14 protein-coding genes and 1 riboswitch are annotated in these 18,983 nt (G+C 34.4%); of the genes, 12 read left to right on the forward strand and 2 right to left on the reverse strand.

Translation table 11 applies throughout. The annotated features are described in order from the left end of the window. Positions 1–97: 97 nt before the first annotated feature. The 6 genes from B6C84_RS09650 to B6C84_RS09675 all read left to right on the forward strand — a co-directional run bounded on the left by B6C84_RS09650 (position 98) and on the right by B6C84_RS09675 (position 7,437). Entirely contained in the window at positions 98–718 is a 621-nt protein-coding gene (locus tag B6C84_RS09650; RefSeq protein WP_065613282.1) for an L-threonylcarbamoyladenylate synthase, read from the forward strand. A 71-nt stretch (positions 719–789) separates the two neighbouring features. Beyond that, positions 790–1,794, forward strand: coding sequence for a 23S rRNA pseudouridine(2605) synthase RluB (gene rluB, locus B6C84_RS09655; RefSeq protein ID WP_086354241.1), 1,005 nt, complete (start codon positions 790–792; stop codon positions 1,792–1,794). 284 nt (positions 1,795–2,078) lie between these two features. Further along, on the forward strand, positions 2,079–3,464 hold the full coding sequence (locus B6C84_RS09660) for a hypothetical protein (RefSeq protein WP_086354240.1): 1,386 nt from the start codon (positions 2,079–2,081) through the stop codon (positions 3,462–3,464). Between the two features lie 28 nt (positions 3,465–3,492). Continuing rightward, a complete protein-coding gene (locus tag B6C84_RS09665; protein WP_086354239.1) occupies positions 3,493–4,656 on the forward strand; it encodes a hypothetical protein in 1,164 nt (387 codons plus the stop codon). A gap of 25 nt (positions 4,657–4,681) precedes the next feature. Further along, positions 4,682–6,076 (forward strand): hypothetical protein, encoded by a 1,395-nt coding sequence (locus B6C84_RS09670; RefSeq protein ID WP_086354238.1) that lies wholly within the window; start codon positions 4,682–4,684, stop codon positions 6,074–6,076. An 11-nt stretch (positions 6,077–6,087) separates the two neighbouring features. Beyond that, positions 6,088–7,437 carry a tetratricopeptide repeat protein gene (locus B6C84_RS09675; RefSeq protein ID WP_086354237.1) on the forward strand — a complete coding sequence of 450 codons (1,350 nt, stop codon included), beginning with the start codon at positions 6,088–6,090 and terminating at the stop codon, positions 7,435–7,437. Between the two features lie 97 nt (positions 7,438–7,534). On the opposite strand, the gene B6C84_RS09680 is transcribed toward B6C84_RS09675, so the two are convergent. Then, the gene (locus B6C84_RS09680; protein ID WP_198197751.1) at positions 7,535–8,551 is read right to left on the reverse strand and encodes an amidohydrolase family protein; all 1,017 of its coding nucleotides are present in this window, start codon (positions 8,549–8,551) and stop codon (positions 7,535–7,537) included. 441 nt (positions 8,552–8,992) lie between these two features. On the opposite strand from B6C84_RS09680, the gene B6C84_RS09685 reads away from it, so the two are divergent. Further along, positions 8,993–9,286: a putative quinol monooxygenase gene (locus B6C84_RS09685; RefSeq protein WP_086320186.1), complete on the forward strand. Its 294-nt coding sequence runs from the start codon at positions 8,993–8,995 to the stop codon at positions 9,284–9,286. Between the two features lie 59 nt (positions 9,287–9,345). Here the strand turns inward: B6C84_RS09685 and argS are convergent, their stop codons facing one another. Further along, positions 9,346–11,079, reverse strand: a complete 1,734-nt coding sequence (gene argS / locus B6C84_RS09690; protein ID WP_065651861.1) for an arginine--tRNA ligase — start codon at positions 11,077–11,079, stop codon at positions 9,346–9,348. 161 nt (positions 11,080–11,240) lie between these two features. Continuing rightward, positions 11,241–11,349: riboswitch (TPP riboswitch) on the forward strand. Between the two features lie 40 nt (positions 11,350–11,389). On the opposite strand from argS, the gene thiB reads away from it, so the two are divergent. The 5 genes from thiB to B6C84_RS09715 form a co-directional block, all read left to right on the forward strand. Continuing rightward, on the forward strand, positions 11,390–12,388 hold the full coding sequence (gene thiB / locus B6C84_RS09695) for a thiamine ABC transporter substrate binding subunit (RefSeq protein WP_086354236.1): 999 nt from the start codon (positions 11,390–11,392) through the stop codon (positions 12,386–12,388). A 13-nt stretch (positions 12,389–12,401) separates the two neighbouring features. Next, entirely contained in the window at positions 12,402–13,982 is a 1,581-nt protein-coding gene (thiP, locus tag B6C84_RS09700; protein ID WP_086354235.1) for a thiamine/thiamine pyrophosphate ABC transporter permease, read from the forward strand. Next, positions 13,960–14,661, forward strand: a complete 702-nt coding sequence (thiQ, locus tag B6C84_RS09705; RefSeq protein ID WP_086320183.1) for a thiamine ABC transporter ATP-binding protein ThiQ — start codon at positions 13,960–13,962, stop codon at positions 14,659–14,661. Before thiP ends, thiQ begins: the two co-directional genes overlap by 23 nt. A gap of 927 nt (positions 14,662–15,588) precedes the next feature. Beyond that, a complete protein-coding gene (locus B6C84_RS09710; RefSeq protein WP_086361342.1) occupies positions 15,589–16,974 on the forward strand; it encodes a hypothetical protein in 1,386 nt (461 codons plus the stop codon). Between the two features lie 1,042 nt (positions 16,975–18,016). Continuing rightward, positions 18,017–18,983, forward strand: a 967-nt coding sequence (locus tag B6C84_RS09715; protein WP_086361343.1) for an AbiH family protein, incomplete at its 3' end; no start/stop codon positions are given.

Genomic DNA, 18,983 nt, shown 5'->3' on the forward strand with positions numbered 1-18,983 from the left:
ATATTAAACTAAAATAGTATCAATTAGCGCTATAAACCGTGATGAAAAAGCCCTTTCCTCACATTTTTTTAACCTGCTATCAATAAAGAAGAATATTATGAGCCAAACTTTTTATATTCATCCTGATAACCCACAAACAAGGTTATTAGATCAAGTCGTCAAAATATTAAATGATGGTGGCGTCATTGCATTTCCTACTGATTCAGGTTATTCGCTAGGTTGTTTACTTGATAATAAATATGGTGTAGATCGTATTTGTCAAATCCGTAATCTGGATAAACACCATAACTTTACCTTAATGTGCCGTGATTTATCTGAGCTTTCTTCTTATGCTTTTGTTGATAACACTACTTTTCGATTATTAAAAAATAATACCCCAGGTAAATATGTTTTTATCTTACAAGCGAGCAAGGAAGTACCACGACGTTTGATGAATGAAAAACGCAAAACGATTGGACTGCGTATTCCTGATAATAAAATTGATTTAGCGCTTCTTGAATTATTAGGACAACCTTTAATGACAACTACGCTTATTTTACCTAATGAAAATGAAGCTCAGTCTGATCCCGAAGAAATTGAAGATAAAATTGGTCACCAACTAGATGCTATCGTTCATGGTGGTTATATTAGTGAACAGCCAACAACAGTAATTGATTTAACTAACGATTATCCAGATATTATTCGTCAAGGTAGTGGTGATATCAGACCATTCGAGTAAACAAATTAATAATATATCAATGAGTTATTGAGTTAATAAATGATACCTGAGAAGGTAACAGTGAGGATTATATGAAACAAAATAGATCTGCATTTTCCAAAAAACAACGTGGAGCAGATAAACTAATTGAGCAAGAAAGTGATATCGCTCGTAAAAAAAATACCAAATTAACCCAAACGTCGAATCGTAAAAGTTCACAATCAGATAATACTGAAAAATTACAAAAAGTATTAGCCAATCTAGGTAATGGTTCACGTCGTGAAATTGAAGCTATGATAGTGGCTGGAAAAATTAGTGTTGATGGTAAAATCGCGACTTTAGGTGATCGCGTAGATGTCAATGCCAGTCCAAAAATTCGTATCAATGGTCATTTAGTTCAGTTAAGAAGTAAAGAAAAAGAGGTTTGTCGTGTTCTAGCTTATTATAAACCTGAAGGCGAAATCTGTTCTCGAAATGATCCGCAAGGGCGAGCAACAGTGTTTGAGCGATTACCTCGCTTAAAAAATGCCCGCTGGATTAACATTGGTCGACTTGATATAAATACATCGGGTTTATTGCTATTTACAACGGATGGCGAATTGGCAAATCGCCTTATGCATCCAAGGCATGAAATTGAACGTGAGTATGCTGTTCGAGTATTTGGTAATATTACCGATCAACAACTTAATCAACTTCGTAAAGGTGTTCAGCTTGAAGATGGTCCCGCTGCATTTAACTCCATCAAACCACAAGGTGGTGATGGACTAAATCAATGGTTTAATGTGGTTATTACTGAAGGTCGTAATCGAGAAGTCCGTCGTATGTGGGAAGCAATTGATGTTCAAGTTAGTCGCTTGCTACGTATTCGTTACGGTAATATTACTTTACCGAAAGGCTTATCTCGTGGCACATGGATGGAATTAGGTATTGATTCTGTTAATTACCTACGCGAGTTAGTTGGCTTACCAGCTGAAATGAAAAGTTTTACAACAAAATCATCGTTTGACAAACGTATTGTTAGACCAAAGCGTATCAAACTCAATCAGTCTAGTCGAACTGCTCGTCAAAAAACGAATAAAAAACCAACACGAATGTAAAATTTTGCTAACCCTTAAATAAAAATGATTATTTTATTTAAGGGTAACATCATCCCGCCAATTAATTTTAAACATTTACCAAAACCACTAATAGCATTTATTGTTAATAATTAATAACGAAACGTAAAAAAAGTAGCAATAAAAGTTAATAATTAGCTAAAAGTTTAGCATAAACTCAACCAACAGTTTTTTAATAAACTGATAAAAATAGCCATTTTTATATAAACATCAAAAAATGGATATGAAATAACTAGTAATAAAAAAGAAGTAAAGAAAGGAAGTTTATGCGCACGATTATTGCTATTTTTTGTATATTTTTATTAACGGCATGCCATACGCGAACAGCCGAAGATGCATTTAAGGAAGGTCGCTATATAGAAAGTATCAATCTTTTAGCTGCCAGTTTGGATGAAAAAGGGCCAGCAAAGTTTGATCAACAGGACGCTAAGCGCCTGCAAACTATTGTTAGTAATGTAATGCAGTTTTACGAAAAAGACCTAAATTACTTCCATCAATATGATTATCCACAAAAAATAGATGCATATAAGCATTTATTAACTATGAAAGAGATATTAAGTAATCGCTTTTATTCTGATCACATCAGTTTTTTCAATGACAAATATGACACTAGGCAATTAAAGCAAACTCTTGCTAAAGAGTATTATGATTATGGTAATTACATCACTGGCACTGACAGTGAAAGTTATCGAACAAAAGCCGAATTATATAAAAATAGTTTGTCATACGACAATTATAAAAATGCCGCCACTTTATATAAAAATGCCAATACTAAATATATGCAAATGGCAGCCAAAAATTACTATGACCAAGGTAAACAATTCGAACAACAGGGAAATTATAAAGCTGCTGCTCAAGCCTTTAGTCAGGCTTCATCGATATACAAACCACTAGGTAAATATAAAGATAGTGACAAACTTGCGAAAGATAATGACAAAAAATATGCTACCCAGCAGGCTCAAGAGGCTTATCAACAAGCTAAACAACTGGCAATGAATGCGACAAAGCGTTATGAATATCGAGAAGTTGCCAAGTATTATGCGCAAGCAGCATCTATATATCAGCCATATGGACAATATTTTGACGCCAGTTCATTAGCTGATACTTATGCTAAAAAAGGCATAATTAAAGTTTATTACTATGGTTCAAGTTTCACCGATGAAATAAGAGATAAATTAAGTGCAAATTATATTCAATTTGCCAATTACTCGAGTGGTGCAGAGATAGATATTCGAATTGACTTTAAAAGTGATTTTGTCGATCTAGATAAATCAGAAACCAATGAAACTAAGATTGAGCAAGTCTTTGATAAATATATTGAAGCAAAAGATAAAAACGGTAATACAACTCAAATCAAAACTTACAAAGATCAACGATATAATTTACAAACAGTAACTCATAGTAACAAATTAACCCTAACGGCTAGCATTGAGGTTCACGGTATCTATAGTTATAGCAAATCGTTTAAAATTGAAGAAACCTCAGTTAAACATGACTATATTTATAGTGGTAATGTACCTGCCAAATTTCATAATCACAGTGATGGTCGCTTAAAATCGAAAGATGATTTATATACTCAAGCCAAAAGAGATTTATTATCCGAGCTAAACTCAAGATTAGACGATATAGCCAAAGATCTTTCATACCTATAATGGACAATTTTTAATAAGGAAAAATAAAATGAGAATTATTATTGCAAGTTTATTAATGTTTTTATTAGTGAGTTGTACTCACGAACGCACATCTCAAAATGCTTATGCTGAAGGGAACTATCTTGAAAGCATCAATCTATTAGCGGCAAAAATAGAGGAAAAAAGTGAAGCAAACTTTAAGCAAACTGATGCCGAAAAACTCAGTAAGCTGGTTAATGATGTGATGAACAAATATGAGGATGAATTAGCTAGCACCAATAATACTGATTATAAAAAACGCATTGAAATCTATGAAAAACTGTTAGAGATGAATAAGCGCTTAACTAACCGTTTTTATAGTACGGAATTAGTAAACGTTTTAGATAAATATCCTGCTGAAAGTTTGAGGCAAAACATTGCTAAAGATTTGTATGACCAAGGGGTAAATTTCGAAACCCAAAACGACTATAAAGCTGCAGCTGAGGCATTTAGTCAAGCATCATCAGTATATCAACCTCTAGGTAAATATAAAGACAGTGACAAACGTGCGTATAATAATGGTAAAAAACAGGCTACTTTAATGGCAGAAGAGGCTTATCAGCAGGCAAAAATGCTTTCAGAAATTGCAATGCAACGCCTAGAATTTCGTCAAGTTGCCAAATATTATGAGCAAGCCGTGGATGCTTATCGTCATTATGGACGTTATAAAGATGCTACTTCTTTAGCTAATACCTATAAACGCAAAGGGATAATAAAAGTTTATTGCTATGCTTCCGAATACTGCTCTGAGGTAAAATTGTTACTAAATAAGGATTATGTCACCTTTGTTTCTTCTCCAGTTGGTGCTGATCTCAAAATTAAAATAACTGTTGATAAAGAATATAACAGTACAAGATCACAGATTGACATACCAAACACCCGAAAAGTATTTGATAAATACATAGAACATATCGATGCTCAAGGGAATAGGATTCAAATCCCAACGTTAAAAGATGAAACTTACTATACGAAATTGGATACTAATAACAATAGTTTAAGTCTAGAGACAGTAGTAAGGATGGAAGGAATTATTGACTTTTCTGACACTATCTATGCAAGAGCTTCAAGCTATTATGAAAATGATGATGATTTACTACCAGTAGCAAAAAGAGAACTGATCACTAAATTAAGATCATTGCTAGAAAGTACTGCTCAAGATCTTTGTTCCCTTTAATGGACAATTTTCAACAAGGAAAAACATGATAAGAATTATTATTGCCGGTTTATTAATGTTTTTATTAATGAGTTGTACTCACGAACGCACATCTCAAGATGCTTATGCTGAAGGGAACTATCTTGAAAGCATCAATCTATTAGCGGCAAAAATAGAGGAAAAAAGTGAAGAAAACTTTAAGCAAACTGATGCAGCCCAGCTGTGTCAGTTAGTCACTGATGTAATGAATAAATATGAGGATGAGTTAGCCAGCACCAATAATACTAATTATAAAAAACGCATTGAAATCTATGAAAGACTGTTAGAGATGAATAAGCGCTTAACTAACCGTTTTTACAGTGCGGAATTAGTGAACTTTTTTGATAAATATCCTGCTGAAAGTTTGAGGCAAATTATTGCTAAAGATTTTTATGATTATGGTAATTCAATCACAGGTACTGATTCTGATAGCTATCATACAAAAGCTGAGTTATATAAAAGTGGTTTGTCTTACTACAGTTATAAAAATATTGCTACTTTATATAAAAATGCTAATAGCAAATATATGCAGATTGCCGCTAAAGATTTCTATGATCAAGGTAGAAATTTCGAAAAACAGAAAGATTATAACGCTGCGTCTGAGGCATTTAGTCAAGCATCATCAGTATATCAACCACTAGGTAAATATAAAGACAGTGATAAACGCGCTTATGATAATGCTAAAAAACACGCTACTTTAATGGCCGAAGAGGCTTATCAAAAAGGAAAAAATCTGGCAAAAGGCGCTGACAGACGCTCAACTTTTCGTTCAGTTGGCGAATATTATAGGCAAGCCGCAGACGTATATAGTCGTTTTGGACGTTATAAAGATGCAGCTTCTTTAGCTGAAAAGTATCTTGATAAAGGTTTAATATCGGTTTATTTTCATTCAGACGATCACTGTTCTGATGTAAGCTCAGCTTTTTCTGCTAATTATCTCTCCTTTGTCAGTTCTCCATCTGGTGCAGATATCATAATTAATGTGACTTGTAATAGCCGTTATTATTCCCCTCAACAATCGTATAACATGGAAATAAAACGCGAAAAAGTATTTGATAAATATGTAGAACAGACCGATGCTCAAGGGCATACAACTCAGGTCGAAACTTTTAAAGAAGTGTCTTACAACGAGTCAACCAGAACTTATCGCAATAGCTTAACATTATTGACTGAAATAAGCGTTACAGGACTTATTAATTCAAGTAGCTCATTTACTATAGAAAAATCTTCAGAAAAATATGAGGTTCATTATTGGGGTGGAGATGTACCTTCACATGTACATGACTATAACGAAGGTGTTTTAGAATCTCCACATGAATTAGAGCAAAGAGCTAAAAGCGAACAAAGTGCTGAATTAAGATCAATACTTGATAGTATTGCTCAAGATCTTTCATACCTATAAAGGGAAACTTTATGAAAATTAAAAAATTAATGAAAATTATTTTGGTTTCTTTATCAATATTTTTATTAGTTGCTTGTGCGCACCAACGCACATTTCAAGAAGCATACGCTGAAGGAAGTTATATTGAAAGTATCAATTTATTAGCGACAAAAATAGAGAAAAAAAGTGAAGCAAACTTTAAGCAAACTGATGCCGCCCAGCTGCGTCAGTTAGTTACCGAGGTGATGAATAAATATGAAAATGAATTAGCTAATACCACAAAGGCCAATGATGAACAACGCCAAGAAATATATGAGAAATTATTAGAGCTTAATCTACGTTTGAGTGATCACTTTTACAGTTCCGAATTAGCATTCTTTTTGGATAAATATCCTAGTGAACGTCTAAAACAAAATATTGCTAACTTTTATACTCAACAAGCAAATGCTATCCCAACTAATTCTGCTGGTGATTATGAAGAAAGAGCAGCGTTATATAAAAAATCTTTAGATAGATATTACGATAAAAATATCGAAAAAGCCTATATTCATGCGGATACTAAATATAGGCAGCTTGCGGCACAAACATTATACAATCTTGCTAAACAGGAAATACGGAGTGGTGATTATAATGCAGCGCTAGCTTGTTTTAGAACTATTAGTGTTATTTATAAGCCATTAGGTCAATACAAAGATACTGAAAAATTAGCTCGTTACTATGAAAAAAAAGCGAGAAACAAAGAAGCGTTTGATTCTTATTCTCAAGGTGAAAAAATAGCTAAAAATGCGACTCGAAGTTATCAATATCGACAAGCAGCAACAAATTATCAACATGCCGCGAATACTTATGCAAAATATGGTAATTATCGAGATTCGGAACAAAAAGCAATAGAGTATACCACCAAGGGTCAAATAAGACTATATGTGACAGGTAATACAAATGCATTTTCTAATTTTGTTGAAGATTATTTCAAAAATGATGATGCTATTATATTAGTTAACAACAGTACTAGTAGTGACATTACTATTAATCTTAGTGAAGATGAGCGATATTCTGAAGATGGCGGTTCAGTAACAAATGACACTAAAAAGAATGGTGAAAAAGAATATAATTTACAAACTGAAACATTAGTAAATAATTATAGTTTAAACCTTAGCGTAACTATTTCTGGATTAAGTGGTTATTATGACAGATTTTCAGCTGAAAAAAGTTCAAGACAAGTTAAGTATACCTACACTGGTGATAAACCTAGTTACGAATTTGATAGTACAGACGGTAATTACTATTCTCGTAGTGAATTAAGACAACAAGCAGAAGATGATATAAAATCAAGTCTTAGCAATTACCTTTCTAGGCTTTCTTCAGCAATTCATGAATTATAAATAATAATCAATAAATATAATCCCACTCAGTTATTCTCTAGGTGGGATTTTTATTTTTAAAGATGATTAAATCTCAGTTAAATTTTTAATCAGACAATTATTCAATGCCTAATACCATACGCCCATTTTTGGTGGCAACATTTACCACATTATCTAAATCTGTATAACGACAGCCAGTGACTAATAATTTAAGCTCTTCCCACATATTACCGGTTGAAAAAGGTAACATATAATCACTGACGTTATCTGTTCCAATAGCAACAGGTATCCCGGCGGCAGCAAGTTCATCGACTGGCGTTAATGAATTGCGGGTAGGGCCATGTTCTTCACGGCGCGGGCTATCGATCCAAGCAAATGGGCAAGCAATTACCATCATTTTAGCTTCTTTCATTTTTTGGTAGAGTTTTTGACGATATTCCAAACTATGAGCGGTAATTGAAATACTATGAATAGCCACCACGCGACCATGCATACCATGCTCAATGGTTTTATCAGTAAGTTGCTCGGTTTCGATTTCATCTGATGAGTTAAACTGGTCAACATGGACATGTACCATTTTGCCTAATGCTTTACCGGTTTGCATTAACACATCTAAATGTTTTAATCCCATTCCTTCACCATGATCTCGCTCATCTCGACGAGGCAAACCACCAATAATATCTACTAAATCAGCACCTTTATCAAACCAGTATCGGGCTTCTTTATCAATAACTCCTTTAAGAGTTTGATTAACTAATTTAATCGTAATATCGTTTTTATATGTTTCACGAGCTCGTAGCGCACCTCTAATTGCTCGCTCTTCGGCAATCGGATCAATGTCAACAAATGAACCCATGGCAGTTACACCTTGTTCAATCATACGCTCAACCGCCATGCTAAAATGCCGATAATAATCGTCTTCGGTCATTGCTGCTTTCACTTTATCAAGCGTGTCCCATTTTTCAATTAAAGTCTGTTTTTGATAGACATCAAAACTATCTACAGTGATAGTAAAAGCACGATCAGCATGCATATGTGAATTAACCCAACCACCATTTTGTTTAATTTTGTTCATCAAATATGCTTTCAAGCTCTGATCTCGACTAGTTGATAACATTTGTTTATTATCGGTCATAATGCGCCTCTAAAATTTGGTTACTATTAAGTATTAATAAAAAATGGATAAAAAAAATCCCCCAAAAAGGAGGATCAAAATAAACCTGTTAGGATATTTCTTATAGCAATGAAAACACAAGTTGTCATGGAAGTTTACACTTTATTATTTTTCCGAAGTGGGAAAGATTTTAATGGATTCATTGTTAAGATCAAGTATTTTAATTTTAAAAATATTTAAATAAATGAAAAGGTTAAAGTATTATTTTTTAGATTTTTCAAACTAAAAAAAGTCTATTTATACTCTTAAAGAGTAAACTTTTAAATTACATATGCCTAACTTACTATTTAATAATAAATATAATGGTCGAAAAAATGAGATTAGCATGGTTATTAAAAGCTGTTTATTCTTAACAGTAGGATTTCAATCATTACAAAACAAATTTGCTTATAAGGGTAAAATATGTCACAACTAAACATTATTGCCACCATTACGATAAAACCAGAGTATCATGAAGCATTTAAACCTATATTTAAACGATTAGTTATCGGTAGTCGAGCTGAACACGGTTGTGTTCGGTATGAGCTGAATCAAAGTATTGAGAATCCCAATATTTATATAGTAGTAGAAACATGGCAATCACAGCAGGCGATTGACTTACATAATACAACGCCACATTTTGTTGAATTTGCTAATTTTGCCAAGGAGCAGGTTGATGGATTATCGATTTGTATAGCTAAACAGGTTGATGTCTAAGCGGATAACTAAATACCAACAAAACCACCGATATTTAATCATATCGGTGGCAAATAAGCTTACATTTTGTCAACGGTTTTAATACCAAGCATATCTAAACCCGTTTTGAGCGTTTTGGCTGTTAATGAGGCCAGTTTCAATCTGCTAACTTTCAAACTTTCATTTTCGGCGGCCAAAATAGGGCAATGTTCATAAAAACTTGAAAATAGGGTAGCGATATCATACAGATACGCACAAAGAACATGTGGGGTACCTTCGGCGGCAACAGTTGTGATTGTTTCATCAAATTGATTCAAACGAATTGCTAATGCTCGTTCCTTTTCAGTACCTAAATCGATATGACCATCTAAATTGTCTTCATTGATATTCGATTTTTTAAATACTGAAAGTACACGGGTATAGGCATACTGTAAATAAGGTGCTGTATTGCCTTCAAATGACAGCATATTATCCCAATCAAATACATAATCAGTTGTTCTATTTTTGGATAGATCAGCATATTTAACCGCACCAATGGCAACTGCATCAACCACTTGAGCAAGCTCGGCATCAGAAAGATCAGGATTTTTGCTTTTAATTAATGTTGCGGCTCGCTCTGTTGCTTCATCGAGTAGATCATTTAGTTTAACGGTATCACCTGAACGCGTTTTAAAAGGTTTACCATCTTTACCTAACATCATACCAAACATATGATGTTCAAGTTTTAAAGATTCTGGGACATATTTTGCTTTATGCACAATCGCCCAAACTTGTTCTAAATGTTGATGTTGACGTGAATCGGTATAATATAAAATACGATCCGCGTGTAAGGTTTCATAACGATATTTTGCACAGGCAATATCGGTTGTTGCATAAAGATAACCACCATCTCGTTTTTGGATGATAACACCCATTGGTTCGCCTTCTTTATTTTTATACTCATCTAAGAACACAACGATAGCGCCTTCGCTTTCAACGGCTAATTTTTTCTGTTTGAGATCGGCAACAATGCCCGGAAGCATACTGTTATAGATACTTTCACCCATGGTATCTTCTAGTGAAAGTGTGACATTGAGTCGTTTATATGTGGCAATATTTTGCGTCATGGTAATATCAACCAGTTTTCGCCACATTTCACGGCAATACTCATCACCACCTTGAAGCTTAACGACATAATTACGGGCTTTTTCAGCAAAGACTTCATCTTCGTCATAATGTTTTTTGGCTGCACGATAAAAAGATTCTAGATCCGATAGATCCATATCGTTGGCCTGTTCATTTTGCATTTTTTCAAGGTAAGCGATTAACATACCAAATTGGGTTCCCCAATCTCCAACGTGATTAGCTCGAATCACATTGTGACCAAGAAAATTTAAGACTCTAACACTCGCATCACCAATAATAGTTGAGCGTAAATGACCAACATGCATCTCTTTGGCTACGTTTGGTGCTGAGTAATCAACCACAATAGTTTGTGGTTTAGCTGGTAAGGTGATATTCAATTTATCGCTACTTAACGCTACTTCGTTCTGCTCGGCAATCCAACTATTTTTTAAAAAGATATTAATAAAACCCGGGCCAGCAATTTCTACTTTATCGGCAATATCTTCAATATCCAGATGTTGTAATACTTTTTCTGCCAATGCGCGTGGTGGCATAGCCAATTTTTTAGCGGTAGCCATGATACCATTTGCTTGATAGTCACCAAATTGAACTTTGGCTGATTGCTTGATTAAAGCATCACAGTTTTTATCTGCACCAGCCATAATCATTGCTTGCGAAACTCGTTGCGTTAATAGTTGTTGAATGTTCACATTGTACCTAATCAATAATCATAAAATGAGGCATATAATACCGACAAACACAACAATTGTCACTGATTGCCTGTAATCTTACCTTGTTTTAATTTGTCTAAATTTGTATTTATCAACCCCTCGCCTGTTTACAATTCTATTTGCTACCACTAAACTACTCATCGTTCTCAACGGGGTGCCCTAAAGGGCTGAGAGTGTCAGAAAAACTGACATAACTCGTCGAACCTGAACTGGATAATACCAGCGGAGGGATTTGAGTTATTATATCTGCTCAAACCTTTTGTCTTTTACACATTACTTTGGAGGCAAAATGTTTCGTAAAAACTTTTTACTATCTGTTATATTTTCATTTTCACTATTTAGTCATCTAGCTAATGCACAACAACCAACTCTAACCGTTTATAGTTACAACTCATTTATGTCACAATGGGGGCCGGGTGAAGCAATTAAAAAAGGCTTCGAAGCGCAATGTCATTGCCAACTTGATGTTGTCACATTGGGGGATGGCGTATCTGTTTTAAATCGCATTCGCCTTGAAGGCGACAAAACAAATGCGGATGTTATTTTAGGATTAGATAACAACCTATTAGCACAAGCCAAGCAAGCGGATATCTTAATTCCGCATCAAATTAGTAAACCCGATAACCTCAATACCGATTGGTGGGATGATAGTTTTATTCCTTACGATTTTGGCTATTTCGCTTTTATTTATAATCAAGATAAGATCAAAAATCCTCCTCATTCATTACATGAATTGGTCGAAAACCAAGCTAATTGGAAAATCATTTATCAAGATCCTAGAACCAGCACTCCAGGACTAGGTTTATTATTTTGGATGAAAAAAGTCTATGGTGACGAGGCGGCAAATGCGTGGCAACAAGTTGCTAAACATACAGTCACAGTAACTAAGGGCTGGAGTGAAGCTTATGGTATGTTCCTAAAAGATGAGGCTGATTTGGTATTAAGTTATAGCACATCGCCGATAGCACATATTATTAATGAAAATAACCATAGCTACGCAGCCGCGATTTTTGCTGAAGGTCACTATCGCCAAGTCGAAGTGGCTGGCATCATTAAATATAGCCAAGAAGTCGATTTAGCTCGACAATTTTTACGTTACTTACTAACACCCGAGATACAACGACAATTTGCTGAAAAAAATGTGATGTATCCAATTATTAAAACCGATCTACCAGATGCCTATAAACAAATTAATACCATTGATAAATCGCTAGAATTTACACCGGAAGAGATTGAAAAACATCAAAAAGGCTGGATTCGTGAATGGCAGTCAGCAATAAGTAACTAGTTAAGTATTATTAATGTTAAAATTCAGATCATTATTACCAGGTATCAGTGCTGCTAGTTTAATTTTAATCATATTAAGTTCAGCACTTCTCGCTATCTGGAAATTTGCCTTGCAGTCAGGAAATTTAACCATCTATTTTGATAGTTACATATTGCATATTATATGGATAACTTTTTACCAAGCTGTATTGTCGACGTTATTATCACTAATCGCAGCTATATTAATGGCTAAAGCATTATCTTTAGTGGATTTTAAAGGTAAAAAGTTGTTATTGAAAATAATGCCTATTACCTTTATCTTACCAACACTAGTTGTTGTGACTGGTTTACTATCGGTTTACGGGCGACAAGGTTTATTATCAAATATCTGCCAAATATTACACATACCATTCTCATTTTCAATTTATGGTTTACACGGCATTTTATTGGCGCATGTATTCCTGAATTTTCCTTATGCCTGCTGTCTATTTTATCAAACCTTACAAAGCGTACCTATTGAACAAAAACACTTAGCTGCGCAATTAAATTTTAGCAATGTAACTTTTTTTAAAATTATTGAATGGCCATTACTTCGTAGACAAATATTACCTATGGCAGCATTAATTTTTATGTTATGTTTTTCAAGTTTTGCCATTGTTTTAGCATTAGGTGGCGGGCCAAAATATACCACGCTTGAAGTTGCTATTTATCAAGCAATTCGTGATTTTGATCTGTTACAAGCAGCATTACTTGCCTGTTTACAATTAGTTTGTTGTATTGCCTTCATTGGATTAATGCAAAAGATAAACAGAATCGATAAAAAATTAACGCTAAAATTTACCCAAACAGACTATCGTTTACCTCAACCCAAAGGATTAAAAATTGTTAGTTCAGTGCTAGTTTTGATTGGTGGATTATTTATACTGTTACCGATGCTGACCATCCTTTTTCAAGGTATCTATTTCTTTCAATTTTCACTGTTGACCTTCTCATTACAGCAAGCTTTACTTTTTTCAATCATTATTGCTATTGGTTCATCAATTATTGCCATGACACTAGGGTTACTATTACTTTGGACCAACAGTCGACTACTGATAAATAGACAACCGCGATTGAGTAATGGACTATTATTAATTGCATCACTGATTCTAGCCATACCAAGTATGGTATTGGCATCAGGATTATTTTTATTACTATTTGACTATAGTAATAATACCGTTTTTATCTGCTTATTGATGATGGTTTGTAATGGATTGATGGCGTTACCATTTATTATAAAAAATCTTGCCGTTCCAATGTATGATATTACTGCTCAATATTGGCGACTTACCCAATCACTGAATATTAATGGTTTAACTCACTTTTATCTAATTGATTTTAGAGGGTTAAGAAGAACAATATTAATGAGCTTTGCATTTGCTGGCATCTTGTCATTGGGCGATTTTGGTGTAATTGCTTTATTTGGTGGGCAGTCAGTCACCACTTTACCTTATTATTTATATCAGCAGATATCGCATTATCAATACAAAGAAAGTATAGTAACAGCAGCAATTTTATTAATTTTATCATTTAGCTTATTGGTTGTTATGGATTATGATCGAACTTCAAAAAACTGAGTATCAATATGATAACTTCAACATGCACTTTGTGCTTAATATTGCTGCTAAAGAAAGAGTAGTGATTGTTGGCCCAAGCGGTGCAGGCAAAAGTACATTACTCAGTTTAATTGCCGGATTTATTTTTCCTCATTCAGGGCAAATTATCCTAAATCATCAAAACGTCACCACGACTTTACCGGGTAAACGGCCGGTATCGATGCTATTCCAAAACAATAATTTATTTAGCCATCTCACTGTCGAACAAAATATAGCGTTAGGTATTAAACCATTATTAAAACTTAGCCGAGCAGAACGGACAATAATTGGTGACATATTAGTGCGTGTCGGATTAGAAGGCTTTAACCAACGTTATCCCGAACAGCTCTCAGGTGGACAACGGCAACGCGTTGCACTGGCACGCTGTTTAATACAACATCGTCCAATTTTACTCCTTGATGAACCATTTTCTGCGCTTGATCAAGCATTACGTTTTGAAATGCTAGCTCTTGTTAATCAAGTATGTAGCGAATTCAACCTTACTTTAATGATGGTCTCGCATTATTTAGATGATTCTCTTCACCACTTCTCACGTTGCCTTGTTATTGATAATGGAAAAATTATTTTTAATGCAGCACCAAAACAGTTATGGCATTCGGAAAATCAAAAAATTGCCAATTTATTAGGCATTGAAAGTTAGAATTTTAAGTTGAAAAATTTTGAGGAACGGGGTTTTTAAAGCCTAAAATCCATCCAATAAATCGCTAACGTTAGTTATAACATCAGCTAGTTCCAATAATTAAAGTGTATTTTGGCAAATAAGTTTGGTGTATTTAATTTAGCGACATTCGCAATGTGCTGACAACTGAGTGAGGTTAGCATGGCAAACAGGGATGTTTGCCAAGGCGGTGCTTTGTCAGGAACAAATCACAGCCGGTGCGTTAAGAGCGAACGAAGGCGGAAGGCAGTCACATCGTGACCACTTGCGTGGTCGCCGCGGGAGATTGTAAAGAGGGTTCGCGCCAACCCTCTTAACTCGGACGTAATCACCGTATAGAAATAACCACAAAACAACAAAACGTCCGAAACTCAAACAACCAAAAAAAGTTGAGGAACGGGGTTTTTAAACGCAAAATACCTTCTAAAAACGATTATAAAATTGTCAAAATCAAAAACCTAATCTGCAAATTATTAATATTAAAAATGGTGATTTTTTAAGAGGGGATAAAGGGGATATTATTTCTAATAAACAACAAATAACCGATGCTATTTTCGGGCTAGCAGTATTCTTCTTTACAAAAGTTAACAATTAAACCGTCAAAAAAAGTTGCATGGTTTTTTGCAATCACTATACTTTTATAGCATATTTATACGAATGGATAAATTTTATGCCATTAGGCTTAAAATTTTAAATAAATCATAAAATTGGATTGACAAGGATATCTGATATGGATTATAATTTTCAACACACAACACACAACACACAACCTGCCCAACTTATAATTTCACCTCTCTAAAGTTAAGCTCACATCGTTTATTATTTCACTGCAATTTATTATTTCGGCAATTTCCGCAATTCTGGCATAATTTTTCAAAATTTCTTGGTTTAGTCTTTTTATCTCGGCAGATGGTTTTGGTATTAACCGTGGTTGTTTTACAGTCTATCTCTTTTGCTAATTATGCATTAACCACTACAACGACCAATATTATTTATGGCTCAGCACCTTATTTAACCTTTGATGGTGGTCGTACCCGGGTAACCAATACCGAAGCGCTACTTGGGATATCCCTTTCTGATGGTAGAGCATTTACTCCCACAAACAATAGTTCAATAGACAATCCTATTGAGTTACCTGTTGCTGGTCAGAGTTTTAATGATATTGGTATGTTAGTACCAAGGGATACTGATTCTATTGCATTAAGTTCACTTATTGGCACACCGTATAATTATTGGGGTGATGATGATGGAGATGGTCAGGGAGTTAATGGCGTCACCGCTACCGGTAGTTTAAATTTATCTATTGTTGATAACTTCAATAATCCTGTTACCCGTAATGAAGTGCTTAATATTTGTAGAGCGCCATATAAATTAACCTTATCTAATGGTAGTGGTAGATTAACAACACGTTATGGTGTGCCTAATGAAAGTCGTTTTACGGCAGGTAATGCCACTTATTATATTAATCCTAAGCCATCGCCAGTGATTTGTTTTGCTAAACCTAGCTTGCTCAAAGTTTCACATAACAACACTGCTGGTCCTGTTAATATATGGAACCCTGAGAAGGGTTTTCTAACACAGTCAGTTACGCCGTCGTCTTATGGTTTAAACTTCCCGACTACGGGTGCTAATAATTTGTTTTTTGATTTAGATATTGTTGGTGTTAGTCAAGCCTTATCTTGGGCGCCGGTTTCTCATGCTGGTATTACGGCGACGATGACCGATTCAACAAGTACCGGCGTTCGAGTCACCCTAACGGGTCCTTTTGCTACATACTCGCAACAGCAATCAGAGCGAAATGGAATCGCCAGTCCATCTTTACCGCAGGTATTTGAGTTAGTCGGTCGTGATAGCAGTGGTAATGCGGTGGTCAAATATGGATTTAAGTTAAAGCAGTGGTTTGTTAATCGTGGTCATTATAGAAGTGACTATTATAAAATGGCGGTTTGGTGTAGCTACCATATTCCAGAGGTCAAGGATTTAACTAATGCGTCTTGTCAGGGAGCGTATTCAGGTCCTCACTGTCAAGGTGCAGAAGGTGCAAGGCCTTCGTCACCTGATAATCATTACCGTCGTCACATTGGTGGAGGATTGTTCTCGGAATGGGGGGTGATGACCTATTACACTGGAGCCGACTTCATCAACGGCATAAACAACGATTGGGTCTATTGGTCGGTTATTATTAATCGACCTAATTCGCTTTACGATACCAATTATGTAATTGTCTCAAACGGAGGTTTAATTTCGACCAAGGAGTCGCGTAGAAGCTACTTCGGACTCTGTGTCTATCCTTAGCTATTATTTCTTAGCTCTTCGTCCTTGAACTAAAGAGCTAGGTATATGAAAAGAAGCGTTAGGACATTAAACAATCATTGCCCTGCCAAGGCAATGGTGTTGACGTTGACGAAGTCGGCGATAAAAACGATTTTGTGGCGCGACTTTCGCAACGTGCTGACAACTGAGTGAGGTTAGCATGGCAAACAGGGATGTTTGGCAAGGAGCGTTAAAAGCGAACGAAGGCGGAAGGCAGTCACATCGTGACCACTTGCGTAGTCGCCGCGGGAGATTGTAAAGAGGGTTCGCGCCAACCCTCTTAACTCGGACGTAATCACCGTATAGAAATAACCACCAAACAACAAAACGTCCGAAACTCAAACAACCAAAAAAATTGAGGAACGGGGTTTTTGAAGCCTAAAAATCCCCCTAAAGTTTCTCCGAAATCGGTTTTAAAACTAAAATTAGCTTGCTATAAACATAAGAGTTTATTTTGGCAAATAAGTTTGGTGTATTTAATTTAGCGACATTGGCAATGTGCTGACAACTGAGTGAGGTTAGCATGGCAAACAGGGATGTTTGCCAAGGCGGTGCTTTGTCAGGAACAAATCACAGCCGGTGCGTTAAGACCGAACGAAGGCGGAAGGCAGTCACGCAGTGACCACTTGCGTGGTCGCCGCGGGAGATTGTAAAGAGGGTTGGCGCCAACCCTCTTAACTCGGACGTAATCGCCGTATAGAAACAACCGCAAAACAACAAACGTCCGAAACTCAAACAATCCAAAAAATAAAGAACTAAAAAAATTTGAGGAGAGGGGTTTTTGAAACGCTTATTCTACTTTTCTTTCATAAGCATCAAGTTATTGTTTTTAATTGATATATAATAAAAAAAACTAAAATATTACAGTTTTTATTACAGTTATAAATGCGATAGCATCGTAATATAAGTTCAATTTTACTTAATAAAAATTATAATATTTTTTATTTTGTAGGTTAAGGTTATTTCTTGGATAATTGAAATTAATATTAAGGTAGAAATCATAAAATTATATAGAAGGGATAAAATGAGTGAAGTTAAAATTAATAGGTTGATATTAATTGGCAATGGGTTTGATCTTGCTCATGGATTGAAAACATCTTTTTATGATTTTATTAACTTTATTGTATATGAAATTGTTTTATATATTGAGAAGCAAGTTAATAATCCATCAGGTATCGATAATAATATTTTTGAGACAGATTTTGTCGTTAGAACTAATTACCAAAAGTTATTATCTTTTATTATAGAAAATAAACAAACAATTCCATGTGTAATTGAAAATAATGAAGTTTTAGAAAAAATACAAAAAATTCCAGATAAAATAGAAAATAAATATGATGATGAATATGATTATATAGAAAAGTATTCTTCATTATTTGATGAAAGTTTTTGGGTGGATGCAATAAATTATTTGTTAAAACTTAATCCTAATTCCGGAAATACTACAGGAATAAAATTAACACTAAACAGGATTTTATCTGGAAAAAAATTATTAAAAAATAAATTATTTGAAATTATTTTCAAAAATGCAATACCCCGTAATGAAAAGAGTAAAAACTGGGGAGGAATTGAACATGATTTTTATCAAACTTTACTTCACGTTGATAAAATTTATGAAGGAACTAATTCACAAGAAAAAATAGATAAACTAAATAAAGAATTCCAAAATATACTTGAATTTTTTATTTATTATATGAAATCGATTGTATATAAACAAAAACCAAGAACGATGAAAAAGATTGAGAAACATCTTTATCAACCAATCAAAATAAAAGAATTATCTATTAACTTAGCAAAGAAAATTTATCAAGAACCTATCATTGTAAATGAAAATTTATTTTTAAGTTTTAATTATACAAATACTATAGAAGAATATATAACCAAATATCCAGAAAAATGGAGGGAAAAGTATATTCAAATACATGGAAATTTAAATGATAATTTAAAATCAATAATTTTTGGATATGGTGATGAAATGGATGGTTCATATA

Source organism: Gilliamella apis, from assembly GCF_002142155.1.
Lineage (GTDB): Bacteria > Pseudomonadota > Gammaproteobacteria > Enterobacterales > Orbaceae > Gilliamella > Gilliamella apis.

What these genes read in the sequence shown, in the direction of transcription:
- B6C84_RS09650 (WP_065613282.1), top strand. Translation starts at nt 98, where the DNA reads ATGAGCCAAACTTTTTATATTCATCCTGATAACCCACAAACAAGGTTA.
- rluB (WP_086354241.1), top strand. Translation starts at nt 790, where the DNA reads ATGAAACAAAATAGATCTGCATTTTCCAAAAAACAACGTGGAGCAGAT.
- B6C84_RS09660 (WP_086354240.1), top strand. Translation starts at nt 2,079, where the DNA reads ATGCGCACGATTATTGCTATTTTTTGTATATTTTTATTAACGGCATGC.
- B6C84_RS09665 (WP_086354239.1), top strand. Translation starts at nt 3,493, where the DNA reads ATGAGAATTATTATTGCAAGTTTATTAATGTTTTTATTAGTGAGTTGT.
- B6C84_RS09670 (WP_086354238.1), top strand. Translation starts at nt 4,682, where the DNA reads ATGATAAGAATTATTATTGCCGGTTTATTAATGTTTTTATTAATGAGT.
- B6C84_RS09675 (WP_086354237.1), top strand. Translation starts at nt 6,088, where the DNA reads ATGAAAATTAAAAAATTAATGAAAATTATTTTGGTTTCTTTATCAATA.
- B6C84_RS09680 (WP_198197751.1), bottom strand. Translation starts at nt 8,551, where the DNA reads ATGACCGATAATAAACAAATGTTATCAACTAGTCGAGATCAGAGCTTG.
- B6C84_RS09685 (WP_086320186.1), top strand. Translation starts at nt 8,993, where the DNA reads ATGTCACAACTAAACATTATTGCCACCATTACGATAAAACCAGAGTAT.
- thiB (WP_086354236.1), top strand. Translation starts at nt 11,390, where the DNA reads ATGTTTCGTAAAAACTTTTTACTATCTGTTATATTTTCATTTTCACTA.
- thiP (WP_086354235.1), top strand. Translation starts at nt 12,402, where the DNA reads ATGTTAAAATTCAGATCATTATTACCAGGTATCAGTGCTGCTAGTTTA.
- thiQ (WP_086320183.1), top strand. Translation starts at nt 13,960, where the DNA reads ATGATCGAACTTCAAAAAACTGAGTATCAATATGATAACTTCAACATG.
- B6C84_RS09710 (WP_086361342.1), top strand. Translation starts at nt 15,589, where the DNA reads ATGGTTTTGGTATTAACCGTGGTTGTTTTACAGTCTATCTCTTTTGCT.